Here is a 26,941-nt window from a genome sequence, read left to right as displayed (position 1 = left end):
TGTAGGTGTGAGTTCCCTGATAGGTTGTTCCCAGTTTTGCAGCAGTCTCTGCCCCCAACCTACTTTAGAAGAGATTTCAGCTGAGAAAGTAGTAGACACAACGTTACCAACAGATAAGGAGAAAGGCGCTGGCCCTTTTCCAGTGCGATAAATTCCCATAATTAAATGATTTTTTTGGAAATCACATATTGTTATAAGTCGAATTACATATTATGATGAATGGGTCTTTTGATTCAAAAATATACAAAAATCAGGAGAAAAGACTTAAGTGTTAATAGGAGGCTTTATGGATATTTCAAAAAAAATGGGCGCAGCAGCTATAGCGTCGATAGTTATTACGCTAAGCACAGCCATGCAGTCCAACGTATCGGCAGCATCCTCTCTTCCGTTCAAAGATGTTGAACAGGCTTCGCCTTGGGCTAAGGCGGTTATACTTGAAGCTCAAGAGAAAAAGATCATGAGTGGAGACCCTAAAGGGTTCTTTCATCCGTTACAGCAGGTTACTCGTCAAGAGGCAGCCGTTTCAATTGCCAAACTTATGGGGCTTGAACTGGGTGAACATGCAGCTTCTAAGTTTTCGGATGTGTCTCCCGGTTCATGGAGTGCAAGTGCGATTGAAGCCGTGCAAAAAGCGGGATGGATGAATGGAGATCCAAGTGGAATGTTTCGTCCACAAGCTGTCGTTACACGGGAGGAACTGGCTTCCATATTGGTTAGAGCAACTCAAACAGATCCAGCGCAAGATCAGGTTGAAGAGCTGTCGAAGATTAAAGACAATGAGCAGATATCAACGTGGGCTAAAAAATCGGTAACATCTGTTGTCTCGTCCGGTCTGATGACAGGCAATAACGGCAGCTTTCATCCTCAGCAGCCTGTGCTCCGGCAAGAACTAGCTGCTATTCTAGTACGAATAGATTCTACGGTGGCAAGCAGTCAGCTGCAAACCATCCAGAAAGTAGAAAACGGTACAGTTACGATTGGAAATAAGCAATATGGGGTAGCCGAAGCATTAAAACCGTTATTTGAGGCTAAAAATGCAGCTGCACTTGCGAATGCCGGAGTCCGAATGGAAACGGTAGATGAGCAGATCACCAAAGTGTTAGAGCTCAAACTGGTTGCGCCAGGTCTGGCAGCAGAGGCAGGGAAAAAAGAGTTCTCAGGGAACGTCGTACTCGATGGTGGACAAGCGGTTATAGCGGGTAACGTAAGAGCTGCAGCAGACTACATAACGATCAGGAACCTCAATATTAGCGGTGATCTGGAAATTTCAAAAGAACTTGAGAATGATTTTTACGCGGAGAAAGTTACCGTTAAAGGGACAACTTATGTAAAGGGTGGAGATGACAACACGGTTGTATTCGACCAATCGTCACTTCAGCAAATGAATATCAGCAAGGAAGATGTTCGGGTTGAATCCTTAAACAAAACGGTCATTAAAGAGGTTCATATTGACTCCAAGCTTGCGGGGTTGTGGGGAGATGAATCCATCACATATGATACTGTAACGGTAGGAGAAGGAGTTCACAACGCTTCATTATATGCGCACATCCGTAACTTGGAGATTATCGCAGGTAGTAAGGAAACAAGCATCTCTGGAACAGGGCGTATAGAATCACTCACCATTAAAGGTACAGGAACCATCGCGCTGCAAGGTACAGGAACGATAGGAACTGTAACAATTAAGGATCGTGCCAGCCAAGTATCGATTCCAACGAATGCTTCCATTCAACGCTTGGTTCTGCCAGAGGGAGTATCACCCGAAAAAGTCATTGCAAACTACGATAAGGTCAAAATGCAAATCGCTACGATTAACGGTGTAAGCAATCCGACATTCGTACAACCAAGCTCTGGAGGAAGTGATTCTTCCGCTAGTGGAGGCAGTGGAGGAAGTACAGGGAATTCAGGAGGAGGGACGCCTTCCAATCCGGGTACACCATCAACTCCTGCGAATCCAGATCCGACATCATGGTATCCGTATACGTACAAGAGTTATCAGGACCGTACAGAAAATGCAGCTGTTGGTCTGATGACCACAAATAAATCAGGTACAGTTTATTACATGGCTGTTCGTGCCGATGATCGTGTACGTCCTACAGCGGAACAAGTGAAGAATGGATCACTTCCTGATAACTTGCCTTCAACCCATGGGATGTTTTCGGTGACAGCGAATCAACCTGTGACGTACAAAGTAGAAGGACTTGAGCCATCCAAAACCTATCATATCTATACCATTTTCAAAAATGGAGAGACGGGTCAGGAAACGCAGCCGATGTTTATTCATTCGATTATGAATTATCGTGCCAATGACAGCGATGTCCTTCCATACGATAAATCGAACCTGAGCCAGATTAGGATTCAGTTTACGGGTGTACTCACACCTCCAGCAACAACCACGACTAACCCGGCTGCGATCTTTAAGGATGGTCGCCTGCGAAACTATGGATATGGATTTATTGAGATCAAATCGATCCATTGGGATCTAACCATTCCGGAAATGCCTATTCTTAATGTGAATTTTGACCCGGTAACATTGGGAGACGGGACGTCTTATTCTTTCGATTGGACTTATGTTAAAAATGCGTTGACTATTAAAGATTCAGATGGAAGTGGTTCCCGTTCGTTCGGGGGACATGGCAGTTACTCGGGGCCAAATGTTGTCTCGTTGATCACGAAGCAATTATCCATCGAAACGGGCAATCGAATCGACCCAACCAAGGCTGAAGATGTCATGCATATCCTTGGAGCCTACCCCTCTGAATTGAAAAGGGAACTGGGTTTGATTGAATTTAACGGACAGCATTATCAGAAGGCTTTGGCAGAAAAAGCTGGCCAGTACAGCACATTCAGTGATGTTAAACAGATTATTGAGACGACTAACCAGCAGTACCCTGCACCGTCCAATACCGAAGCTGGTGTGATCCATAACTTCAATTATGCCGGAACGAACTCCATCACAGAATCTTATCTGATAAGGTATGCGGATACACTCCATATTGATGCAGCGCAATACAGCAGTATGAACCAAGCAGCTCGAACCGAAGTTGCTAAAATGATCCTAAGTGAGCGCAGTCTCTTGCCGGAAAAAAAATTTATAAGCATTGAACAAATTCGTCATGCTTACGAGTTGGCTTACACCAAATCGTCCTCTATGCCCTTATCTCTTTCTTTTGTTGATACGGATAGAGCTGCAGGAACGATTGGAGGGGAAATTAATTGGACACCAAGCACAAATGACACTGCAGTCGTTTCCTATCAGCTGATGTGGGGAAATGCGGGGGGAAGCCTGGCTGCAATCAAGACATTAGATAAGTCAGACGGAAACAGCTATACGCTGCCCCAAGGGACGTCCATTCCTGAAGGAGCAACTCATTTGCTGATTCAAGCTGTGCTGCAAGACGGAGCTCATACAGCACCGATCTCTATTGCGATCAAAGACACGCTGCCTTCTGCTCCTGAGCAACCAGAGATCGATAAGGACGATAAACTAAATATTTTGGACGGAGCCAATGCAAGCATGGAATTTTCACTTGATAAAGGACAGTCCTGGATTCCGTATGATGAAGCCGCCCCACCTGTTTTTCCCGGGGACAATTCCGTGCAAGTGCGTGTCAAAGCCGATCCGGACAACCAAGTTCCTGCGGGTAAGGTGAAAACTGTTGTTTTTGGAGACAATGTGAAAATGTATGTTGGTCACAATGATGCCGACAATATGTTCTTTGCCTCAGGAATGTCCTCTGCAATGGAATATTCGGTGGATGATGGCAGGACGTGGACCACGTACAGCGAAGAGAATCCACAACAATTTCCCGGGGATCTCACGGTTCTTCTTCGTGAGAAAGGTGGTCAATACCTAGAAGCTGCTCCAGCAAAAGAGTTTAAATTCACATCCGAAGTTCATGTGATGAATTTGAACAATTCAATATCCACCTCTTTGCCGACACTGGAATACTCGAAGAATGATGGAGAATGGACTCCATTGCTCGTCGACCAAACCGTTTCGTTCGAAACGGGGGATTCAGTTCGAGTACGTGAAGCGGCTCAACATCCTTTTCAGGCGGGAGCAATCGAGACATTTACTTTCTGAAAAAGTAATGTTATCCCGATAAAGTACTTCGTGATTAAGTACCTCTATAATCTATAATTTATAAAGCCTCACTCATTTCTAGGAAATCAGTGGGGCTTTACTTCTATTCAGATGAGTAATAACAGCAAGAACGTTATTTTAAAACCAAAAGCCCCGGTCGATCGTGATGATCGCGGGGCTTTAAATCTACCTTCCTTACTTCAACAAGCCTTTATCTTGCCTAAGCCGGTCTTTTTTTCCAACGTTTCAACAGCATATACAAGCCGAATCCGATCAGGAAGATCATGCCTGCCGGGATGACATACGGTTTAACGACCTCGCCGACTTCTTCCCATTGTGCGCCCAGTTTATAACCGAGGTAGACGTAGATGGATGTGATCGGAAGCATGGCTAGAAAGGTAAAGATACTAAACTTGAATACGTTCATCTTGGCCATGCCGCAGGGGATGGAGATGACGGTGCGAATGCCGGGCACAAAGCGTCCGTAGAACGCGACCCCGCTGCCGTATTTCTCAAAAAATCGATCTGAAGCTTCCACATGGTGAGGGCGAATGAGGAAGTATTTGCCGTACTTCTCCACCATCGGTCTGCCGCCGTAACGTCCGAGAGCATACAACGTCAAGGGACCAAATGTGCCGCCAACGGTTCCTGCCAAGATCGCCAGCCACAGCTTCATATCTCCGAGGTATACCCAATATCCCGCCATGGGCAGCACCAGTTCAGCAGGGACAAATTCAAACGACAACGCGATAACAAGACCTGCGTACGACAAATCCTTAAAGAAAAGTATAAATTGCGTAATCCACTCCGTCATGCTTTCCCTCCACAAATCTATCTATTTTTGATATAAGTAGGCATCTCTTTCTCTTCAGAGTAACAAGTACGAACGACGGTTGTCAAAACTCACAGATTCACCGATTTTATCCGGTCAACACGGGATATGTTAGCCTGTACATAAGCCCTGCAGGAGTCCAAAGGTACATACGGACCACCATGGTCTAAGGTTTCTTATTACTTATAATCGTTCTGGACCCAATATGAATCTAGGAGACAAAGACGCTCTGAAAATGTTTCCAATTATAGTATGATAAGACTATCGCTAGATTTGCCGCACAGGGCCTGGATTAGTTCTGCGGCGATCAGAAGAAGGCCAGTTAGTTGTTTATGAAGACCATCCTATACATATAGAGAAGGAGAGCAGAACATGAGCGTACAACCCATCATCGATCAGATTCAGATTGTTGAATACGACCATTCTTACGCTGCCAGTGTGGCAGAGATGTGGAATCGAAGCAATGAGAGCTGGGGAGGCGGCACAAGGCAGAGAACAGAGGAGGCCACTCGCCAAGAGATGGAGAACTCCTCTAATCTTCACGTGTTTCTGGCGATTCATAACGAAGAGGTCGTCGGTTTTTGCAGCTTTGCCCATTATCGATTCGACGAGAATGCACTATATGTACCCCTGCTTAACGTGCGCCCGGACTACCATGGTTACAAAATTGGCCGTAATCTGATTTTGAAGGCAGTGGAGAAAACGGTGCAGGCCGGGTGGCCGCGTCTGGATCTGTTCACTTGGCCGGGTAATACCAAGGCGGTGCCGATGTACAAGAAGTGCGGATTTTTCTGGGAGAAAAAAGACGAGAGCGTACACCTGATGAACTTTATCCCGACGGTGCTGCAGACGGAGGCACTTGCGCCGTACTTCGAAACACTGGATTGGTACGCGGACAGTACGCGTGAACTTGTGATTGAACCGGATGGACGTGAGCATCAGGGGTTTGATTACTTTGACTACTCTTGGAGTAAAGGAGACACTTCCCTTCGGGTATCTTTTGAAAAAACAGGCCGCGGACTGGCCGCGATCGAAACACCGGATTACGAAATTCACACCGAAGTTGACGAGCATAATCTGGTGTTTGGTTCAAGTTATCCCGTGCGTTATCATATCCAAAATAAATCCGCTGCCGCTCTTGCCATCGAGATCAGCGGACAGGATGACAAAAATATCCGTTTTGCTCTGCATACCGTGCAAACGGTGCAGCCGGGTGAAATGATCACGGTAGATGGAGTATTTCACCTTGATCCGGTGACAGAAGAACAGGACAAAAACAAAACCCATCCGGTTATCAGCAGTACCTGGCTTATTAACGGGAAGAAGGCTCATTTCCGGCTCGGTATCCACCCCAAATTTCCTGCCAAAATCACATCTGTGCTGCCTGTGAAGGAGCTGTATCCGGGTGTCCCGGCAGAAATGCTGCTGAATGTGGAAAACAATGTGGATGCTGAAACGGAATTCAATCTGGAGCTGCCTGCAGATGAATTCCTGGATTGGACGGAGCGCAGGCTGCGCTTTACGGTGCCCGCAAAGGGGAAATGCTCTGTGCCCGTTCCATTTACGCTGCATACGTATGGCATCTATGCACAGGACATTGAGATTACCGCTGCTCCGGCAGGGGGATCGGAGATTTCTTTTACAAGAAAACTGTCTGTGCTGATGAAGGGCATCGAAGGCAGGTACGGCGGGGAGGCAAACGGCCAGTGGGTTGTCGTGAACGGTGCATTTTCTCTTCATATGAACAAACATGATAACGTCATGTGGATTGAATACCCCGGGTCGCGTCATTCGTTCTGGTGGAACTATCCGAAGCTGGGTAAGCCGTATTCGGAAGAGCTGTCCAGAAAAGAAGCCAAAGAAGTGAACATTGCTGCAGAGGGCAGTTATCAGGTTCTTGAGGCGGTCTATGAATTGAAAAATTTCCCGGGACTGCTGTTGAAAACGATTGCCAAGCTGTCCGCGAGCGGAATGGCCACGTTCTCTCATGAGGTTGTAAATACACGTGATACGGCATGGGAAGAAGAACTCTTCCTGATGGATAACTTCGGCTTCTATGGAAACGGGCTCATATTACCATACCAAGGCCGTTTTGTGGATATGGGTGATGACTACGCTGGAGATCCAAACCACTGGGATAGTGGGCAGATTACAGAGAACTGGCTGTTCTGCAAGGAAGAGTACGGGACATGCGGCATCTATTGGGACCCTTCGCTGAAACTGATTAAACCTGAATATACACTGGGACTGCAGCATGAGCTTGGACGCTTGAAGGCTGGAGCTTCGGTACATACCAAGGAAACGGTGTTTGCGCTGAATACGTTTGGGAAATGGTCGGATTTCCGTGCATTTGCCCGTAAACAACCGAATCAGACCATCCCGATGCTGGATAGTCATCTGGATGTGACGTTGAATGGCGGGAATCCATTTACCCCGGATGTACTTCAGGCAGAGCTGAACGAACGTAAGCTTGTTCCACTTGCAGGTACATTGGAACTGTATGTGCAGCAGGGTGGCGAACCGGAAATGAAGGCGGGTACGATAGCGTTCGATGCGGCAGAACATCTGGACTCAGCCAAGCTGGAGTTTGCGCCCAAGGACATCGGAACGGCAGGGAATCTGCGTGATCTGCAGCATTCAGAGTCCGCAGCCCGTCCTGACCAGCCTGAGCACATCGGCGGCTGGAAAGTACGCGGTGTATATCGTGGAGAAGACCGAATTCAGGAGCGAACAGCCCTCTGGTTACCACAGACAAGGTCGGAAGTCCAGCAGAAGATTGAAGAGGGAGCAGCAGAATCAGGGACATTGTATACCGTAAACAATGGTGTATTATCCATTACGGCTGATCCGGCTTTCGCTGGTGTAATACACTCGCTCAAAGTTCAGGGAGAGGAATGGCTGGACAGCTCCTATCCTGAACCTGCTCCTCGTTCATGGTGGAATCCGTGGTATGGCGGAATGACTGTCGATATTTCGGGCATGAATGGGTTCAGTCGTCAATTGGAGCAAACGAGTATATCGTGGTCGGAACAAGAGGATCAATTCGGCAATGTTTGGAAAGGCATGAAAACGACCATCTGCATCGACAAACATGAAGCGAATCGGGGAATGACGGTTCAGCAGCATTATCTGATGCTGCCGGGTGTTCCGGTGCTGTGTACGTTAGTTTCTGTAACCAACAAGAGCGGTCTGACACGCGCGAATTACACGATTACAGAAACGCGTTTCTTCAAACCTGCGGATGCGTATACAGAAGGCTGGATCGAACAGCCGAACCAGGACCGATTCCCGCTGGGGAAGGTGGATATCGGCCTGCCATTACGGAATATTTTTCGAACAGGCTCTACTTCACGGCATAACATGCTGCATGCGATTAATCGTTACCCTAATCAGAGTGCCTGGGCTTTTGCCAACAATCTGGTGACCGGACATAACGTAATGCATGAGCTTACGTTGAAAGACGGAGAAACCGTCTGGACGGAGCCGACATATCTTGTGCTGGGACCGATCCCGCTTCAACCGGCGGATGTACATGATCTGTTGAAGCTCAACTTTATAACAACGACAAGCGAAGAGGAGGACTCCGATGCCCATCATTGATATTCATATTCATCTGTCGGATATCGACAGCTTTCACCGTACCGCAATTGATTTGTCCAAAGTAGACTACAGCACGGCTGGCCTCAAAGCGGAATTTGACCGAAATGATGTTATCCTTGGCATCGGCATGGGGGTCAGCGAGCAGACAAAGGGGGCTTTCCCGGATTCCAGTTCCCCTAACCCGATGAGGCTGGACCTGGAAGAACAGGTTCCATCGTTTCTGATGGAATGTGTCGGGATTAACCCGAACAGGCTGGACGGCAAGCATGCTCAGGATGAGCTGGACCGGATCGAAGCCAGACTGCAGCTGCCCGAGATTGCGGGAATCAAGCTGTATGCCGGGTATTACCATCACTATGTGTATGACAAAATCTATACCCCGGTCTATGAACTGGCGGCAAAATACAATCTGCCTGTGGTCATCCATACCGGAGACACCTACTCGATGAACGGACTGCTTAAATATGCGCATCCGTTAACGGTGGACGAGTTAGCTCTGCAGCAGCGGGGCGTCAACTTTATGATCTGCCACCTGGGCGATCCTTGGGTGATGGACGCGGCCGAGGTAGTGGCAAAAAATCCTAACGTGTATGCGGATTTGTCAGGACTGGTGGTTGGAGATCGGCCTCACTTCGAACGCTTTATGAACGAACCGTTATTCATGGATCATTTCCGCCGAGCCCTGGTCTACTCGGATCATTACGAGAAGATGCTGTTCGGTACCGATTGGCCGCTGGCCCCGATCGACTTGTATGCTGAATTTGTGCGCAGACTGGTGCCGGAGCAGCATCATGAGAAAGTCTTTTATGAGAATGCCTTTGGCTTGTTCCCGCGCATTAGCCAGCGAATTGCGGAGCTTTCCTAACAGCCTAACGATAATGGGATGCATGAAACAATACGCATCACTGTCCATGTCTGTAAGTATCTTCATATTTAATGCATATTCCACCCCAAAAAACCTGCCGTTTTGCCGGCAGGTTTTTTCGCTGTCTATATCCTGAAAAGTTAAGCTTCGTTCAGCTGCCATCCATCAATCGATGTGAGCTATAATCGCAGATCCTTTTGGTTGTACTCTCGCGAAGAACCTTCCTGCTTCAGATACATTTTGCTGGGCTGATGAAGCAGCAGGGTGAGCAGCATGAAAACGTGCAGCAGGACGAGAAGGCTTGGAATAAACAAAATGGTGAAGAACAGGGTTAGACTCATGAATGTAATCGTCAGCTTATAGCTCTGTCCTGAGATATACATGATCGTCAGGAGCGGGGGAGCCAGAATCAAAATGATTCGAAGCGCAATGTTGGCAAAGTAGGCGACCTGATCGAATAGCGGAAATGCGGAGTAATCCGCACTGCTGCGGAATACATCTGCAACCAGGAATGCCATGGAGATGCCAATGAAGATGGACTGCAGTCCCAGAAGGGCACGGATGACATTTAATAAAGTGGGCATTTTCATATAAAAATATCGTTCCTCTCTCTTCACAATATGTAGTTCATCCATTATACGATGATAATGTTATATTTTGTATTACCCGGAAGTCCACTTTTGCCAATCCATTCAAACGACTTTTGTCCTGCATATAAACCTTAGGCTAATATTTTTTTATGCAAGCGCTTTATAACTGGACGATTATTTAATAACAACCGATATTAAAATAGCGCATATTATATGGATTCTACACAAATGAGGATGGATGGTGGAAGTATTTATGTTTTTTGCAAAAGCAAGGCAGCGTATAACCAATATGTCTTTTCGAATCAAATTACCGTTAATGATCAGTCTTCTCGTCTGTGTTGTGCTGACTGTAACGGCTGTACTGTGTTATAAGGTGGCCGAAGGCATTACGATGGTTAAAAGCAAAGACGAAATTCGATCGACTTCAGATCGGATCAGCGAAGGATTGTTTACCTCACTTAGTCTGGAGCAGCAGTCAACGTTTCTCATTACGACTCATCGGACATTTAGAGATTTACTTGAAATTAGCAATGCGGCTGAGGCTCAGAATGATGACACATTTACCTCAGACAACCAGGAGCTGGTGGACAAAGCGAATGGCATATTGGCAGACAGTTTGACCGGTATGGAGGGAACCAGCATTCTAACGCTGCTGGATCGCAGCGGTAAAGTGGTAGCAGCCAGTGACCCGGAATCTTTGGGTGGGGAAAGAGCGGATCGTACATATTTTCAGGAAGCTATTCAGGGACGCACGGTCATCAGTGAAGGCATGATCTCCAAGACACTGGGTACCCTGGGCATCGTTTTTGCTTCTCCAATCTACAACGATAAGAAAGAAGTGGAAGGGGTACTCGTTTCTACAGCAAATACATCATTTTTCATAAATCAATTTCAAAATGTCAAAATCAACAACGAGGGCAAAGTCATCATTCTGGATCGCGTTGGCATGGTTCTGTATCATTCGGCAGACGAGAGTCTTGCGGGCAAACCGCTCGAATCGGGAGAATACCAGTCCATTGTTGATCTGGACTCAAGTGATAAGCTGTTCCACGGCGAGGCAAGCAGTGACCAAAAAGTTGTATTTTATTCCAAAATCCCACGTTCGGATTGGACGGTTATTGTAGAGGATTCATATGTAGACGTCAATCAGCCCTTAACCAGCATGGCGAATAAGATGTATATCGTTCTCTTCAGCTCTATTGCCTTTTCAGTCATTGTTGGCATTCTGCTCTCACGGGTGATGACGAGACCGGTTGCTTCCATTACAGCGCTGTTTAAACAGCTGGCTGGAGGTGACTTAACGGTACAGGCGAAGGAGAAATACAGCGGAGAATTCAGAGAACTGGCTGACAGCTTCAACACCATGGCCGAGGGGAACAGACAGCTGATTGCCAGTATGAATGCTTCTATTGGTGTCTTGAATCAAAGTACTGCGGAACTGGATCGATCTGCGCAGCAGACATCGGCATCCATCACCGATACATCAGCCACGGCACTTGAGATCTCACGCGCGATGGAATCACAGGCGAAGGATACCGAGGCGATTGTGGATCAGTTCATGAATGTGGGCAGTAAAATTGTCAGCGTAAACGAAATATCCCAATCCGTCATGGCACAGGCCGATGAACTTACGGATGCGTTCCAAAATAATCATGAGGTCATCGACGCGCTCATTGCTGTAAATGACCGGAACGAAGCAGAGGTTCATAATATTTCTAACATAACCGTACAGCTCGCAGAGAGCTCGTCGGGTATTCAGCAGATTACAAGCACCATTACCGAAATTGCCAATCAGACCAAGCTGCTCGCACTGAATGCATCCATTGAAGCAGCGAGAGCAGGCGAGCAGGGGCGGGGATTTGCTGTGGTGGCTTCCGAGATTCGTAAGCTGGCAGAACAGACAACCGCACAATCTGACGATATTAACCGAATCGTTATGCAGACGATTGAACATGTGGAGCAAAATAACCAGAGTGTGCAGACGATTGAAGCAATTGCGAAGCAGCATAAAAGCAGTGTCATACAGACCAAAGATACGTTCCAATTCGCGACTCAAAATATGCAGCGTATGATGGAGCAAGTGCAGGCCATTGCCTCCCAGATTGAGTCCATTGAAAGGGACAAGGACGAGGTCCTGAGCGCAGCGCAGAGCTTGTCGGCTTCAGGTGAAGAAGTGTCCGCATCCATTGAGGAAGTCACTGCTACCATGGAGGAGCAGTCTGCCATGACCGGGCATCTGGCCGAGCTGGTGCAGACGATTGACGCCTTGACGAAGCAGCTGGCTGAGGAATCGGCAAGGTTTAAAACAAGTTAGTAGAAAGAAGATTTAACGTGATTGCTGCACAGCGATCAAACTCTCACACAGGTACACACGTAAACCTCCCATCCAGAACAGTGGATATGGGAGGTTTTTTTGGATGTTCTGCAGGTTCGCTATATGCAGCAGGCGGAAAGAGCAAGTTTTATTTTTGGACAGGCTCAGACAGGAGCATGAAGTTGTTGATGAAGCCTTCGTTTTGCAGGAAGATCGTCTCGATCTTTTTTGATTGCATATGATAGAAATAAATGCCTCGTTCTGAACTGCCGTTTCCTTTTTCGCCTAGAAAATAGAAGCCGTCTCCTTCGTTGTTCAGGAATAACTCACTGCTTGCCTTGATTGGGAGTTTAAGTTCCTGACGCTTACCGGTCTTCACATCTACCAGACTGTATCGGATCGGCCTTTTGTTAATATATTTGGCAGTCGCTATAAGAAGCTGATCCCCTCTTGCAGATAAAGTTAGAATCTGTTCATCTTGGAGCTCGAATATTTTCCGGGTCTGCTTCGTTTCCGGATCGATTTCAATGATGGTATGACGGGGAGGAATCATCGGTTTTTGGGTCTGATTTGACTTTTCCATCTGCTGATACTGTTCTTCCTCGGAGTATTGAATGGCATATGCTTTTCCGGCTTTGGGATCATACGCAATGTCCCATGTGGTCGTATCCGAATCCTGCTCATGTAAAACCGTCAATTCCTGTGTATCTTGGTCCAGAAACATGACTTTTACCGGGCGCTCTCCTTGCTTCACAGCAGCCAACATGAGTGTATGCTCAGCGACATTCGGGATGATGGCATTCACAGCAAAGAGATTAGAGCTTAACTGCTTCACCTGATGTGTTTTCATATCATAAGCAAATAACTCATCTCCTTTATTTTGGCCAGTACCCGAATAATACGTAGTGTTATCCGCCAGAGAAACGACCGTTAAAGGATATTGCGAGTTATAGGGCAGATCAGTCATTTTGGTGAGAGCTTTGGTTTGCAAATCATAGGTATAAACGTTCATGGTCATTCCATCGCTCTGATCGGTCTCATTCACGTACTCGGTATTGGTAATGGACAGGTACTCATGGGTCTGCGCAGCACTTGGTTTAATTTGGGGTGGTGGGCTCGCAGCACTGTTTTCGCTAGAGCCGCAGCCTGAAATGAGCATGAGTGAGAACGCTGCAATCAGAAAGAACGTTGAGAACATAAACACAGCAGTTAACGGGTGTATCTTATCATTCTTCGGCTTCGGTATCTTAATGCCTCCTTTCTATGGCTGCTGGGTGTTTAGCAAGTTTGTAAAATAAACGCTGCAGGTTCCCAAAAGGTTTTGGTTATAAATCAATAAATCGTAAATATATAGATGATCTGGTTGTTTTGTGTTATTTTCAATTTATTCCAAATTATCCTTGTAGGATTAAAAGGATATTAAATTTTAGGGGGACATTATGCTTTTATCGGAACGATTGCCACGAGCAGCAGGTCTGTATCCAGAGGCACCAGCATTCCTGCACCAAGGTTGCGTAATGAGTTACAGCGAACTTGATCAGCTTGTAACCTTTATTCTGGATCCCCCTATCACTATAGCCAAGAGCCTACAAAAAGAGGTGGTAAAAGTATTGCAGATCAAATTACTGAACGTGGCTGGAATGATCAACGACTGAGTGAAGCTATAAATGAGCCGGCAGGTACTGTAGACTGGGTTGATCAAAGAAAAGGGCAGAAGAATGTACCGGTTACAGTATATTATCACGAAGATAGTGGTTATGTTGTTAGAAGAAATGATACAGGAGAAATTATCCAGGTTAGTCAAGTGGATGACCCCGATTGGAGCACCTACTGGTCAGATGATGATATCAATTGGGTAAAATAGATTTAGTTAGTTTAAATCATAAAGGGAGTAGAACATATGGTCGATAATAATACCTGGAGTACGGAGTATTCTTCTGTTGATATGCATGCAGTAAGGTTAGTAGAAAAAAAATGGGGTATACAGTTTCCTTCAGAGTACATTAACTTTATTCAAAAGTACCACGGTGCAGAGCCTGTACAACGGACGTTGAATATCAATGGAAAGAAAGTTATATTTTCTTCCTTCTTAACCTTCATCGCATTTGATGATCTTGATATATTAGATGTATATAATGAGCAAAAGAGCAGTCTTCCTCTTAATCATTTTCCTTTTGCTATAGATGAGGAGGGTAACCTGTTTTGCTTTAATTTCAGCAGCTTGCCTCATCCTAGTATTATTTACATAGAAACGATACGTTCTGCCGATTCTCAGGGTGTTTATATTGCCTCAAACTTTACAGAGTTCATCCAAAAATTTATTTAGCTGATCTAACCTCAGCATGGTTAAATCTATACTTGATTCCTCATAACAATATCGATTAGGTCAGCGAAATGCTGCCTTCACATTGAAAGTTATGTGATTTCTTAAAAAAATAGTCATCAGCATACGAGGACCAAAAGATCGAATTGGCTAAATCTGATGTCAAGGGACAAGAACATGGCCCATCGAAGTCGCTATTTCAGCGGCTTTTTTATTTTATCGGTACAAGTTCTTGTCCCAAGCTAAGGACAAGAACATAGTCCGATTACCGATTAGATGTGTATCTACTTCGCGCAGGCGATCGTTTCGCCCTGTTAGGTGACCCGAGTCCCGCACTTGTGGTCGCGCTATATGCGGCGGTTGCGGTCGGCGCCATACCGCTTGTGCCCTCTCCGTTGTTAACCGTCTCTGAACTGACCGCCATACTGCAGGATGCAGAGCCGCACATGATTATTCATGATGAACATCACCTCGAGAAAGTGAAAACGTTAATCCATCTTTTGGAATATAGTCCACAATGGTTCACAACACATGAGGAGAATTCGGTTAGCAGATCGCTGCCAACGCTTTTGAAACGGTTATTCTCATCTCGACCCACAGAATCGGTGAATGCAGGTGCCGAAGATACGGCTGTACTGATTTATACAGGAGGCACGACGGGGCGCCCTAAAGGGGTGATGCATTCACACCGCAGCAAACAAATAGTGTTCAAAAACAGCTTCGAGGTTGCAGAGATGGCTCAGGAGACGGGCTGTTCTGCCCGGCATTTTCCATTCAAACAAACCTCCCTTTTCGCGAAGTGCCGATTAGGGAGGTTTTAATCTTAATGTGCATATAAGTGATCGACGACAATCCATTATTCCCTGCACTCAGACGTCATCATTGCAGCTTCCCGCAGATCGTGAACCTTTATACTGTTCCCGTAGATCATCGAACCGCTGCTCAGATGAAACGAAGGGGAGCTCTCATCGGACTGCAGATGTAAACAGGAATCATAATAAAGCTGCTGCTGCTTATTAATCACAAACGGCAGCGAACCCGCATCAATCGATACGTCATCACTGTCCCGCTCGTTTAAAATTAAAAGTACCGTAATTCCGTCACTGCTGCAGCCGGTAGTATCATAAAATAATTTGAAAAAGCCTGGCTGCTCTCCCAGCTGTTCAACAAGTTTTGCTTCGGCCTGCGGACTCACTTGAATGATCATGACGTCGTCACACTCCTCTGTCTCCCAATGAATTCGCTTACAATTTAATATATGGACCACGGCAGTCGATTAGAAGGTAAAATAAAGGAGAAGGAGAGAGATGATATGGAAATACTGACATTAAACGATGAACCCATTGAATATTTTTCGTATTTAAATGTGGTCCCTGGCGGAGAAGTCGTTCAGGCACAGCTTCCGATTTATCATGGTACCCTGGCTGGACTGCCGGACGGAATGCACGCTCTGATTGTAACTTCGGATTTGCAGGGAATTGTACCTGGAACGGAGAAGAAGTCTGGTGCGGCATCTGACGCGGAGGCTGCGGATAAGCTTCTTGGCGAGCTGCTGCCTGCCTATATTCGCCTGCTGATGGAGATAGAATGGCCTATGCTTGATCCTCGGAAGACGGGGGTGCTGTTATGTGGAGACATGTATGCCCTGCGTGGGAAAAGGGGAGCGACTGGCAATCCGGTTCCCGTCTGGCTTGCCTTCAGGGCAGCCTTCGGCTGGGTTGCCGGCGTCCACGGCAACCACGATCTCACCGATGATGCAGACGCTCATCGGTTACACTGCAGCGAGGGCATCCACTGTATGGATGGCCCGGCTGCCATGATCAGCGCTGGCCCCCCACCGGGTGGCCCAGCGCCGAGTGCCGCCAAGACCAGCCAGCTGCGCATCGCGGGCCTTGGCGGCATCATCGGCCGGCCGGACAAGCCGAACCGGCTGCCGGCAGAGCCGTACCTGCAATCCGTACGCAAGCTGCTGAAGCAGCAGCCGGATTGCCTGCTTTTGCACCAAAGCCCGGGCATCGCCGAGCTTGGGCTTATGGGTGAACCGCTCATCCGGCAGGCCTTGGAGGCCGGGCCGAAGACACTGGTGTTCAGCGGGCATACCCATTGGGATACGCCGCTCGTTGAGCTGAGCAACGGCACACAAGTGGTGAATGCCGACAGCAAGGTGTTTGTTTTCACGCGCTGAGACGCACAGGTATACATGAAATGCATTTCATCGCTATATCTTATCTGGTATGATAAGCAGGAAAATAGAGAGAAAAGGAAGGTTCCCCCCTTATGACACCGATCACCATATATGATATTGCGAAAGAAGCAAACGTATCTGTATCGACGGTCTCCCGGGTGCTGAATGACACGGCTCCTGTTCGTGCCAGCACGCGAGAGAAGATCATGTCGATTATCGAGAAACATCAATTTCAGCCCAACGCACAGGCACGCAGTCTGATTAAGAAAGAGACAGGCACCATTGCGATTATTCTGCCGGATATTACCAATCCGTTTTTCCCCGAGGTGTTCTGGGGTGCAGAGAACGAAGCACGCGGACTAGGGTATACGTTCTTTCTGTGCAATACAGCAGGGGATTATAACCGCGAGTCTGAGTACCTCTCCATTTTGCGGGAGAAACGGGTGGATGGCATTATCTTTCTTGGCGGACGCATTAATCTTCAGGTGTGTCCAGATCAGATGGCACAGGAATTGATGGACATGAGCAGGCACATGCCCATTGTGCTGGTTAACGGCAACATTGCCAAAGGCGGATTCCACCGCGTCTATACAGATGAAGGGGCCGGAGCCGCTATGGCAGCCGAACATCTGCTTGAACTTGGACACCGGGAGATTGCATTTGTCGGGGGATTGAAGGAATTATCAACTACGATGGTCAAGGTCAAAGCGGTGCAGAAAAAACTTCGTGAATACGGACTTGAGATCCCGAAAGAACGTCAGCTGCTCGGCAGTTTCTCCATTGAGGACGGTAAACGGGAAATGTCCAAGCTGCTGCAGCAGGACAATCCGCCTACAGCCGTCATCTGTGTGAACGATAACACGGCGATTGGAGCGATCAAGTCAACACTTGAGCATGGACTGTCCATACCCAAAGACATATCCATCATCGGTTTTGATGATACACCGCTGGCGAGTGCTGTAATCCCTGAACTGACAACGATATCCCAGAATACGTATCAGCTGGGTAAGCAGGCTGTAGATGTGCTCCATGAGCTGATTAACCAAGGCAAACCGAAGAAACAGAACATATTGGAACCTAAGCTGATTATCCGTCAGAGTACAGGACCTGCCGCCCGGTAGTGGGCCTGTATTTCTAAAAAAGAAAGCGTTGACATTTCCGGGAAGGGTGAAATATAATGAGGGCGTAAATGAGACCCCTTTCATCATGTGGAACGGGTTTTATATTTACACTTAATGAAACCGATTTCATGAAATGGGTTTCAAAAATATTTTTTCCCATCCTCCTCCTCTACAGGTCTGCTTCTGATTCTCGCATGAATAAGAAATATCCATGAGATATACAGGATTCATGCGAGCGAGTAGGAGACGATCGATTGTAATAATATGAATACAGTTTCAACTACAGCTTCAATATTCAGAAGATCAATGGGTCATGAAGGAAGGAAAAACGATGGCAGATCGTAAGCAGCGTTTCTCAGGCAGACGAGGTTTGGTCCTTGCAGGGACAGTGCTTCTTGCCTTGGTGGCTGCAGGAGGAATTATTATGCATCATTACAAGAATCCATCACTCGAGACACTTGTATTTCAGGAGGACCCGGTGCGTCTGAAGCTGGAACAGTCGTATGATCATTTTGAAGGCTGGGGCACGTCGCTGGCTTGGTGGGCTAATGACCTGGGTGGCTGGGAGAATCAGGCGAAGGTCGATGAGATTATGGATTTGGTATTTGATCCGGTGAAAGGCTTGGGACTTAACATTGTTCGTTACAATATTGGCGGTGGTGAAAATCCCGAGATGAAGGAACTCCGCCCAGGCGGCGATGTTCCGGGCTTCCAGCCTAAGCCAGGGGTGTGGGACTGGGAAGCGGACGCAGGACAGCGTTCTGTGCTGCAGAGTGCGATTAAACGCGGGGTGAACATTACAGAGGCTTTTTCCAATTCCCCTCCGTACTGGATGACGATCAGCGGCTCGGTTACTGGCGCGGAGGATGGCGGCAGCAATCTGCGTGAGGACCAGTATGATACATTTGCCGACTATTTGACCGAAGTGGTGAAGCATTACCGGGATACGTGGGGCATTACGTTCCGTACACTGAATCCGCTGAACGAACCTTCTGCCAACTGGTGGAAGAAGGGAAACATGCAGGAAGGCAGTCATTTCAATACGGAGCAGCAGGCCGCAATGATTAAGAAAACAGCTGCTTCACTCCGCAGCAAAGGACTGGATGGCACCGTAATCAGTGCTGCGGATGATAACAGCATCGACGAGACGATGTTTAATTTCAGCCTGTATGATCAGGATACGGTGGATGCTGTGCAGCAGATCAATACCCACTCGTACAACGGCAGCAGAATGGAAGAACTGCGTGCTCTGGCTGACAAGCTGGGCAAAAAGCTGTGGATGTCCGAATACGGTACCGGCGGAAGCGAGCCGCATCATCATGAAGACATGACATCGGTACAAGAGCTGGCAGAGCGCATCATGTTTGATCTGAAAATCATGCAGCCATCTGCCTGGGTATACTGGCAGGCTGTAGAGGATGAAGGCGCGAGGAACAACTGGGGCTTCATCCATGCCAATTTTAACGGTGATGAGCAGTACGAGATGACCAAGCAGTATTATGCTATGGCTCAGTTCACCAAATACATTCGTCCTGGCGCGGTTATCATTCCAACAGATGAAGGCAGCACACTTGCAGCTTATGATGCCAAGGCGCAGAGACTTGTTCTGGTGATTTGGAATGAACGGTCTGCAGAGAGCAAAGCGTTTGACCTGAACGGCTGGGATTATGCCCAAACCACCTCTGCTCAAGTGTATCAGACCTCACCAGATCACAATATGCAGAAGCTTGAGGATATCCCGGTGTACGCGAACGGAATTGAAGTACCAATCGCGGATAACTCTATCACCACCGTTGTGCTGGAAGGTGTCAGGCCACCAGCAGCGTAAATAACTCAGGACAACAGTGATCTTGAAGTGATTTTGGCATCGTAATGCACTGTATACACGTGTATTTCAATAGAGATCAAGACTTATTCATAAAAATAAGAAGGAGGGGATCACGTTGACAGAACAGGCATCCCTTTTGACACAGGAACAAGAGAGCAGCAGGCTCAGCAGCGGGCGGGGAGTGCAGTATGAATTGACGTATGATGCACGCAGCTTTTATCTGAACGGTGAACGTATTTTTCTGAACAGTGCAACCATCCATTATTTTCGCATGCCGAAGGAAGAATGGCGCGATGTTCTAATGAAGGCAAAGCTGGCAGGTATGAACTGTATTGATACCTATTTTGCATGGAACGTGCATGAACCGGAGGAGGGACAGTGGTCCTTCGAAGGGGATAACGACTGCGGCGCATTTCTTGATCTGTGTGCAGAGCTGGGCATGTGGGTGATTGCACGTCCAGGACCGTTTATCTGTGCAGAGTGGGATTTCGGCGGGTTTCCGTACTGGCTGGGTACGAAACCGGGCGTGAAATTTAGAGAGAATAACGAAACGTATCTGCATTATGTGCAGCTGTACTTTGACCAGCTCATTCCGATTATCCGGAAGCGCCAGCTGTCCGCTGGAGGCACGGTGATCCTTGTGCAGGTTGAAAATGAGTATGGATATCTGATGGATGATGAAGCAGCAAGTGCCCACATGACAACGCTGAGGGACGGGATACTGGAGCGAGGCATAGATGTTCCGCTTATCACCTGTGTTGGCGGAGCAGAAGGCACCATTGAGGGGGCGAACTTCTGGTCGGGAGCCGATGGACATTATGCCAATCTGCGGGCCAAGCAGCCGGGTACACCGAAGATCGTTACCGAATTCTGGACGGGATGGTTCGAAAATTGGGGAGGGCCTTCGGCAATTCAGAAGACCGCATCGCTGCTGGACAGAAGAATTATGGAGATCCTGCGAGCCGGATATACAGGGATCAGCTATTACATGTTTTATGGCGGTACCAACTTTGGCGGATATGGCGGAAGAACGCTGGGAAGCAGCGATATTTTCATGATTACATCCTATGATTATGATGCTCCGCTGAGCGAATATGGACGCGTGACACCCAAATATGCAGTGACGAAAAACCTGTCCTATTTGGTGCGTGCATTCGGATCTCTGTTGATGGAATCCGAGGATATAGCGGCTGATCAGATTCAGGTCCGACACCCGGGAAGCATTTCCGTACGAGGAAGGCAGGCAGGGCCGGAGAAGATCTGGTTTGTAGAAAGTCATAAAGATGAACGTGAAACGGTGTACATCACCCTTGATGAAGAACGGACGCTGCCGGTTTCAATCCATCCGGGTCAGATTGTTCCAATGCTGGATCGTGTGCAAATTGCTGAACGGGTATACCTGACTGCAGGTGCCATGATAACGGGTAACGAGGTGATTAACGGTGAACTAACGCTGTTTGTCACGGCGGATCGAGGACAGCGTTCGGTGATTGAGCTTGAACTGGGAGCGGACCAGGGATCTGCGGCGGGTGCACTTGTGGTGAAGGACAGCACGGTACAGGTGCTGGTTGAAGAGAATGAAGCGAGAAATGCATATCGTTTAGACCTGTTCCACTTTCAGGAGCCGGGTGTGATACGTGTAGAGGCAAACGGAACTTCCATTCGCTTTGTCATTCTGGACCGTGACACGATGAATCGCACGTGGCGTGTGGAATCGGCTGATCGGCAGAGCCTGCGTTATGCGATCGGATTTGACGATGTGGATGTTACGGCTTCAGGGCAGGTCAAAGGTATGATCTCTGATTCTGAACGCACCATCCTGCTGCTGGGCGATTGGCAGGATGGCGAACAGACTCGGACAGGACGTGAGTTCATCACCCGGGAAGCGGAGAAACAGCCTGATTTGGCATCTGGTGAAGTGAAAGAACATCTTGGCTGCATGACGCTTGGCACGCCAGCTGCTCCAGTACTGCCAAGTTCACCTGATATCTCACGCGTCACTCTGAGAGCGGAACAGCATTCTGTGAGCGGGCAGCCTGTGGATTTTTCCGAGTATGGTCAGGACTTTGGATATCTGTTATATGAATGTGATTTGGACCATGCCGTGAATGAAACGACGAATCTCATTCTGCCGAAAATTCAGGATACCGCGAGGATTATTGTGAACGGTTCCGAGCAGGCGCTCGTGCGTCAGGTTGGCGCGGCTTCAGTGCCGATTCGTCTCGTCCAGGGCCGGAATACGCTGCAGCTGCTTGTACAGCAGATGGGCAGACTGAACTTTTCCCCTTACTTGGGTGAACATAAAGGTGTGTCAGGAGCGGTGTACCTTGGCGGTCAAGTGCAGGATATTCGCCGGGATTGGCAGATGGACACAGAAGTTATTCATCTGGATGAAGTGAACACGATTCAGGCAGGAACCGTGCTCCGCCGAAACTTTACGCTGGATGGCATGGACAGGGCAGTACTGGTGGGTGCTTTGAGCAAAGGACTGCGTGTTAACGGCATTGAAATTCCGATGCCCGCTTATCAGGACTGGTTTGCCTTTCAGACACTGGATCTGTCCAGCTATGTGAAGCCGGGAGAGTTAAACACACTGGAGATGCCGTACAGCCGAGCACCGCTCAATCGACTGGAACTGATCACTTATGCGAATGCGGGCGAGCTTCAGAACTGGCGGATGGCAGGTACGGATGAGCTGCTTCCAACAGGGTGGGAATCGTATGATACGGCACAGCGTCTCACTTCAGGTGCATTGCAAACGAAAGGGACTGAGGTTGGCAAAACACCTGCTGAATCAGGTTCAATCACGGTTGAACCTAAGTCAGGACGGACTTCCCGGGGGGCTTCGTACGGTCAGCCGGTATGGTACCGTTGGCGTTTTGCCAAACCTGTCACAGACGCACATCACAAAGTAAACCTAATGCTTCGCCTCACGGGTATGAGCAAAGGAACCATCCATGTGAACGGGCATCACCTCGGCCGATACTGGCAGATTGGGCCGCAGGAGGATTACAAAATTCCGACTGCCTGGCTGCAGGAAGAGAATGAACTGCTCATTTTCGATGAAGAAGGCAGGACACCGGAACGGGTAAGGCTGATGCTGGATGAGATGTCACGATATCCGTGGATTACAGTGGGAAAATAGATGTAGAAGGTTAGAATTTGGAAGTAGCAGTAGAAGCAGCACCAACTCCATCCCATATCAACAGCAATAGTAAGCAGCAGTATAAGCATTAGCATCAATATAAGCAGCATTTTGAGTGAGCAGCAGTAGAAGAAGCAGCAGTACAGCAGTGTCAAATATAGCGAAATTAGAATTCGAATAGATTCTCCCTCATTCTTATCTATACCTGAATCACAAGAGAGCTTGATACCTCAGGCGAATCTTGTACCAAACCGGTTGTATATGAGAATGAGGGTTTTGCTTATTTTATAAGCTAACCATGAAGGATCGTTTGTTCACAGCGCTTATGAAGCGGAGAGTAGTCTTATTTGTAAGCGTATACATAAATGAATAAGCATGGTTGTTTCACATATATAAAGGGGGTGATATTCCATGTGAGTAGACGGAAGCAGATACCGGAAGATGCTGCATGGCTAATTGAAAGCAGGTTATAACCCACTTACTCTTCGATCAGTCAGAAGACAGTCCGATATCATTTTGTGAAGGATAAGGAGCTGAATGGATGCTGCTGAAAAGGAAAGGCAGAGTACAGTCATGGGGTAGATGTAAGGCTGTACCGCTGCTCATGCTGGGATTGTTAATTTTGTATACTGCTGCATTTCCCGGTTCAGTCCAAGCAACAACCAGTGTGTACACAATGACAGCCTTTACGAACACAAGCGAATCCAACATGTATATTTATGAGTCCTATAATGCGAAACATTATGGTTTGCTGAAAGGTCCGGCATACACACCGCCTGGATCTGATCTGATTCGCGATCCCAGCGTTATGAAGCATACCGATGGATTATATTATGTGGTGTACACCACGAACTGGTCAGGTCATACGGTTGGCATTGCTTCCAGCCCGGACAAAATCAACTGGACATTTGTTCGCAACATCACACTGTCTACCGCAGCCCCGATCGCACATACGTGGGCACCGGAATGGTTCATGGACACGAACGGCAGTGTGAACATCATCGTTTCGCTCTCTCCTGGCAATTACGAGAATTTCAAGCCGCATGTTATTACCGCACTGGGCAGCAATCTGTCATCCACATCATGGTCTGCACCTGCGCTGCTTGCAGGTCTGGCCCCCAATTATATTGATACCTTTGTAGTGAAGACAGATTCAACCTATCATGCGTTTACCAAGAACGAAACGACCAAAAACATCGAATACGCCACAGCCAATTCCCTGACAGGTCCGTATACGTTCAAAGGCACAGGTGACTGGGCAGGCTGGGGTTCAGGACTGGAGGGACCCGCCGTGGTGCAGCTGGATAACGGTTCCTGGCGAATTTATTTTGACGGATATGCAGATCACAAATATTATTACAGCGACTCGGCGGACAACTTTCTAAGCTGGAGCGGCAAACAGGAGATCGAGGGCCTGTCCGGAATGGTTCGGCATATGACTGTGCTGAAGGAGCCAGGACAGCCTGGGGATATCCGCAAGCTGGAATCGTTTAACGAACGAGGAAGCTTCATTCGTCACTATTTCTATCAGGCTCGTATCGATGACAGCGTGAATCCGGCAGAAGACGCTCAGTTTCGGATCGTGCCCGGACTGGCGAGTCAAGAGGGCATCTCGTTCGAAGCGATGAATTATCCCGGTTATTTTCTGCGCAACCATAATGGTAATATCATGCTGGTGAAAAATGACCGCAGTACTGCATTCCGTAATGATGCTACATTCAAACGTGTTAACGGGCTGGCAGATGCAGGCTGGACCTCTTACGCTTTATTTTATAATCCGAACCTGTACTTGCGGCATTCTGATCAAATGCTGCGATTACAGCCCATTGTTACCCCAATGGACAAATCCGATGCGACTTTCCGTGAGATCAATTGATAAGGAGCTGAGTATATGAAGTGGTTGAAACGAATGAGTGCAGTGCTGCTGAGCGGAACACTGCTGGCGGGCAGCATGGGTACTGCAACGGACGTGTCGGCTGCGGGAGCTTATACGGCCGCCGCTGATCCATCGAAACAGTATCAGACCGTTGAAGGTTGGGGAACATCGCTGGCTTGGTGGGGCAAGGTGGTTGGCGAGTATTCGAATCGGGACGAATATGTAGAGAAAATGTTTAATCCAGTGACGGGAATCGGGATGAATATTCTGAGATATAACATTGGAGGCGGGGATGATCCGTCGTCCAACATACTTGAATATCGCAAAGCGGTTCCTGGTTTTCAGCCATCTCCGGGCGTATACGACTGGACCGCCGATGCGAACCAGCGATACATGCTGCAGGCCGCCAAGGCACAAGGGGTCAACATCATTGAAGCTTTTGCAAACTCCGCACCGTACTGGATGACGATCAGCGGCAGTGTATCCGGTGCAGCGAATGGCGGCAATAACCTCAAGCCGGATTATTATGATGATTTTGCCGATTATTTGACGGAGGTTGTTAAGCATTTCCGGGATCATTGGGGCATTACGTTTGATACGGTGACCCCACTGAATGAACCAATCTCGAATTGGTGGAAGCTGGGCAATGATCAGGAGGGCATGCACTTCGGCCGGGCAGAGCAGAATGCGATTTTAAGTCAGGTCCAAGCATCTTTGAATGCCAAGGGGCTGACCACCAGGCTGAGTGCACCAGAGGAGAATAACCTGGATGATACCAATACTTCCTATAAAAGTTACAGCAGTGCCGTTCAATCGGCGATCAGCCAGATTAACACACATACGTATAATGGCAGTAACCGGACAGCTCTGCGCAATACCGCAGCGTCTGCAGGTAAAAAACTGTGGGCATCCGAATACGGAGATGGGGATGCAAGCGGCCTTACGATGTCACGCACAATCCTGAAGGATATGCGCAGCATGGGTGCGAGTGCGTGGGTGTACTGGCAGGCTGTAGACAGCGCAGAAGGCTGGGGATTTTTTAAGAATGTACTCAACAATACAAAAACGACCAGCTACACGGTGAACCAAAAATATTATGTCATGGGGAACTACAGTAAATTTATCCGCCCAGGGTATAAAATTATCGGCATGAGTGATGCCAATACTCTTGCAGCTTATGATGCGGCATCGGGCAAAGTAGTATTGGTCACGACCAACTCAGAATCCACGGATACAACCGTAACCTATGATTTGAGCCGTTTCTCAAGCATTGGTTCGTCTGCGCAGGTGTACCGTACTTCGTCAACGGAGAAGCTGCAGCAGCTGACGAACATTCCGATTCAAAACAAAACGTTCACAACGACAGCTAAAGCGAACTCGGTGACCACTTATGTGATCTCTGGCGCATCATACAGCGGCAGTACAGGATATGAAGCAGGAGCAATCTACAAGCTTGTTAACCGTAACAGCGGTCTTGTACTGGATGTGAACGGTGCTTCATCGGCCGGAGGAGCGACGATTATTCAATGGAGTGATAACGGAGCAGCCAATCAGCAGTGGAAGCTGGAGCCTACAGGGAGTGGATACTACACCATTCGTAACGTAGGCAGCGGGCTGATGCTCGATGTTAACTCAGGCTCTACCCAGGGCGGCGCATCACTCATTCAGTGGCAGGCTAACGGAGGTTATAATCAGCAGTGGCTGCCAATTGATGTGGGCGGATATGTTGTATTGGCGAATCGCAACAGCGGCCTTACCGTCGATATCAACCAAGGATCGATGAATGCAGGTGCTTCCACCATCCAGTGGGAGGATAACGGTGGGGCCAACCAGCAGTGGAATCTGGTTAAGGTGAATTAGAGTAAACATACCATGATGAAACCATGTTGAGTTTGTTCTCTAAAGTGTTAGTGAAGTTAAGAAACAAATAAAAGCAGGCCGTAATTTGCAGAAGCTGGTTACGGCGAGCAGGATATAGCGGCACTTGTGAAAGTGATGCGATGAAATTCAATAGATCGAATTGATCTTGAATGAACGCGAATCATTTAATGCATCCGAAAAATTATAATAAGATACAAACATCTCGTGGCCATTCCCACTCTCAGCAGGTAGGGAATGGCCTTTTTTGAAACATCATATTTATCCTGATCATTCTATGAGATGACTTGGTTCTATCCA

General features: G+C 47.8%; 17 protein-coding genes. 13 read left to right on the top strand and 4 right to left on the bottom strand.

Translation table 11 applies throughout. From position 1 onward, the window contains the following. The first annotated feature begins 286 nt into the window (after positions 1-286). Positions 287-4,084 (top strand): DUF4073 domain-containing protein, encoded by a 3,798-nt coding sequence (locus tag MKY97_RS21595; RefSeq protein WP_342552323.1) that lies wholly within the window; start codon positions 287-289, stop codon positions 4,082-4,084. A gap of 220 nt (positions 4,085-4,304) precedes the next feature. Here the strand turns inward: MKY97_RS21595 and MKY97_RS21590 are convergent, their stop codons facing one another. Further along, a complete protein-coding gene (locus MKY97_RS21590; protein WP_342552322.1) occupies positions 4,305-4,898 on the bottom strand; it encodes a DedA family protein in 594 nt (197 codons plus the stop codon). A gap of 390 nt (positions 4,899-5,288) precedes the next feature. On the opposite strand from MKY97_RS21590, the gene MKY97_RS21585 reads away from it, so the two are divergent. Both MKY97_RS21585 and MKY97_RS21580 read left to right on the top strand, forming a co-directional pair. Beyond that, positions 5,289-8,516 (top strand): GNAT family N-acetyltransferase, encoded by a 3,228-nt coding sequence (locus MKY97_RS21585; protein ID WP_342552321.1) that lies wholly within the window; start codon positions 5,289-5,291, stop codon positions 8,514-8,516. After that, a complete protein-coding gene (locus tag MKY97_RS21580) occupies positions 8,503-9,381 on the top strand; it encodes a TatD family hydrolase (protein ID WP_342552320.1) in 879 nt (292 codons plus the stop codon). The genes MKY97_RS21585 and MKY97_RS21580 overlap by 14 nt, the downstream gene beginning before the upstream one ends. A 179-nt stretch (positions 9,382-9,560) precedes the next feature. On the opposite strand, the gene MKY97_RS21575 is transcribed toward MKY97_RS21580, so the two are convergent. Beyond that, positions 9,561-9,971, bottom strand: coding sequence for a hypothetical protein (locus tag MKY97_RS21575; protein WP_342552319.1), 411 nt, complete (start codon positions 9,969-9,971; stop codon positions 9,561-9,563). A 253-nt stretch (positions 9,972-10,224) separates the two neighbouring features. Between MKY97_RS21575 and MKY97_RS21570 the strand changes: the two genes are divergently transcribed. Then, the gene (locus MKY97_RS21570; RefSeq protein ID WP_342552318.1) at positions 10,225-12,285 is read left to right on the top strand and encodes a methyl-accepting chemotaxis protein; all 2,061 of its coding nucleotides are present in this window, start codon (positions 10,225-10,227) and stop codon (positions 12,283-12,285) included. 148 nt (positions 12,286-12,433) lie between these two features. Here the strand turns inward: MKY97_RS21570 and MKY97_RS21565 are convergent, their stop codons facing one another. Then, positions 12,434-13,483, bottom strand: a complete 1,050-nt coding sequence (locus MKY97_RS21565) for a hypothetical protein (RefSeq protein WP_342552317.1) — start codon at positions 13,481-13,483, stop codon at positions 12,434-12,436. A gap of 241 nt (positions 13,484-13,724) precedes the next feature. Here MKY97_RS21565 and MKY97_RS21560 point away from each other — a divergent pair, with 241 nt between their 5' ends. The 3 genes from MKY97_RS21560 (at position 13,725) to MKY97_RS21550 (ending at position 15,429) form a co-directional block, all read left to right on the top strand. Continuing rightward, positions 13,725-13,940, top strand: coding sequence for a hypothetical protein (locus MKY97_RS21560; RefSeq protein ID WP_342552316.1), 216 nt, complete (start codon positions 13,725-13,727; stop codon positions 13,938-13,940). Positions 13,941-14,185: 245 nt separating this feature from the next. Continuing rightward, the gene (locus MKY97_RS21555) at positions 14,186-14,611 is read left to right on the top strand and encodes an SMI1/KNR4 family protein (RefSeq protein WP_342552315.1); all 426 of its coding nucleotides are present in this window, start codon (positions 14,186-14,188) and stop codon (positions 14,609-14,611) included. A 275-nt stretch (positions 14,612-14,886) separates the two neighbouring features. After that, complete coding sequence (locus MKY97_RS21550; protein ID WP_342552314.1) at positions 14,887-15,429, top strand: class I adenylate-forming enzyme family protein; 543 nt, start codon at positions 14,887-14,889, stop codon at positions 15,427-15,429. 35 nt (positions 15,430-15,464) lie between these two features. Here MKY97_RS21550 and MKY97_RS21545 read toward each other — a convergent pair whose 3' ends face one another. Beyond that, a complete protein-coding gene (locus MKY97_RS21545; protein ID WP_342552313.1) occupies positions 15,465-15,815 on the bottom strand; it encodes an iron-sulfur cluster biosynthesis family protein in 351 nt (116 codons plus the stop codon). A gap of 105 nt (positions 15,816-15,920) precedes the next feature. Between MKY97_RS21545 and MKY97_RS21540 the strand changes: the two genes are divergently transcribed. From MKY97_RS21540 to MKY97_RS21515, 6 genes are all read left to right on the top strand, one after another. Beyond that, complete coding sequence (locus MKY97_RS21540; RefSeq protein ID WP_342552312.1) at positions 15,921-16,793, top strand: metallophosphoesterase; 873 nt, start codon at positions 15,921-15,923, stop codon at positions 16,791-16,793. 92 nt (positions 16,794-16,885) lie between these two features. Next, entirely contained in the window at positions 16,886-17,914 is a 1,029-nt protein-coding gene (locus tag MKY97_RS21535) for a LacI family DNA-binding transcriptional regulator (RefSeq protein ID WP_342552311.1), read from the top strand. A 331-nt stretch (positions 17,915-18,245) separates the two neighbouring features. Next, positions 18,246-19,742, top strand: a complete 1,497-nt coding sequence (locus tag MKY97_RS21530) for a glycoside hydrolase (RefSeq protein ID WP_342552310.1) — start codon at positions 18,246-18,248, stop codon at positions 19,740-19,742. 115 nt (positions 19,743-19,857) lie between these two features. Further along, positions 19,858-22,887 (top strand): beta-galactosidase, encoded by a 3,030-nt coding sequence (locus MKY97_RS21525; protein ID WP_342552309.1) that lies wholly within the window; start codon positions 19,858-19,860, stop codon positions 22,885-22,887. 541 nt (positions 22,888-23,428) lie between these two features. Then, entirely contained in the window at positions 23,429-24,763 is a 1,335-nt protein-coding gene (locus MKY97_RS21520; RefSeq protein ID WP_342552308.1) for an AbfB domain-containing protein, read from the top strand. 15 nt (positions 24,764-24,778) lie between these two features. After that, entirely contained in the window at positions 24,779-26,623 is a 1,845-nt protein-coding gene (locus MKY97_RS21515; RefSeq protein WP_342552307.1) for an RICIN domain-containing protein, read from the top strand. Positions 26,624-26,941 lie beyond the last annotated feature (318 nt).

Origin of the sequence: Paenibacillus sp. FSL R7-0652, from assembly GCF_038595045.1 — a bacterium.
In the GTDB taxonomy this organism is placed as follows: Bacteria; Bacillota; Bacilli; order Paenibacillales; family Paenibacillaceae; genus Paenibacillus.
Note: the sequence above shows the minus strand (reverse complement) of the source record. Positions and strands in the feature narration are given on the sequence as shown.

What these genes read in the sequence shown, in the direction of transcription:
- MKY97_RS21595 (WP_342552323.1), top strand. Translation starts at nt 287, where the DNA reads ATGGATATTTCAAAAAAAATGGGCGCAGCAGCTATAGCGTCGATAGTT.
- MKY97_RS21565 (WP_342552317.1), bottom strand. Translation starts at nt 13,483, where the DNA reads ATGTTCTCAACGTTCTTTCTGATTGCAGCGTTCTCACTCATGCTCATT.
- MKY97_RS21555 (WP_342552315.1), top strand. Translation starts at nt 14,186, where the DNA reads ATGGTCGATAATAATACCTGGAGTACGGAGTATTCTTCTGTTGATATG.
- MKY97_RS21590 (WP_342552322.1), bottom strand. Translation starts at nt 4,898, where the DNA reads ATGACGGAGTGGATTACGCAATTTATACTTTTCTTTAAGGATTTGTCG.
- MKY97_RS21520 (WP_342552308.1), top strand. Translation starts at nt 23,429, where the DNA reads ATGCTGCTGAAAAGGAAAGGCAGAGTACAGTCATGGGGTAGATGTAAG.
- MKY97_RS21560 (WP_342552316.1), top strand. Translation starts at nt 13,725, where the DNA reads ATGCTTTTATCGGAACGATTGCCACGAGCAGCAGGTCTGTATCCAGAG.
- MKY97_RS21570 (WP_342552318.1), top strand. Translation starts at nt 10,225, where the DNA reads ATGTTTTTTGCAAAAGCAAGGCAGCGTATAACCAATATGTCTTTTCGA.
- MKY97_RS21540 (WP_342552312.1), top strand. Translation starts at nt 15,921, where the DNA reads ATGGAAATACTGACATTAAACGATGAACCCATTGAATATTTTTCGTAT.
- MKY97_RS21545 (WP_342552313.1), bottom strand. Translation starts at nt 15,815, where the DNA reads ATGATCATTCAAGTGAGTCCGCAGGCCGAAGCAAAACTTGTTGAACAG.
- MKY97_RS21515 (WP_342552307.1), top strand. Translation starts at nt 24,779, where the DNA reads ATGAAGTGGTTGAAACGAATGAGTGCAGTGCTGCTGAGCGGAACACTG.
- MKY97_RS21585 (WP_342552321.1), top strand. Translation starts at nt 5,289, where the DNA reads ATGAGCGTACAACCCATCATCGATCAGATTCAGATTGTTGAATACGAC.
- MKY97_RS21580 (WP_342552320.1), top strand. Translation starts at nt 8,503, where the DNA reads ATGCCCATCATTGATATTCATATTCATCTGTCGGATATCGACAGCTTT.
- MKY97_RS21530 (WP_342552310.1), top strand. Translation starts at nt 18,246, where the DNA reads ATGGCAGATCGTAAGCAGCGTTTCTCAGGCAGACGAGGTTTGGTCCTT.
- MKY97_RS21575 (WP_342552319.1), bottom strand. Translation starts at nt 9,971, where the DNA reads ATGAAAATGCCCACTTTATTAAATGTCATCCGTGCCCTTCTGGGACTG.
- MKY97_RS21535 (WP_342552311.1), top strand. Translation starts at nt 16,886, where the DNA reads ATGACACCGATCACCATATATGATATTGCGAAAGAAGCAAACGTATCT.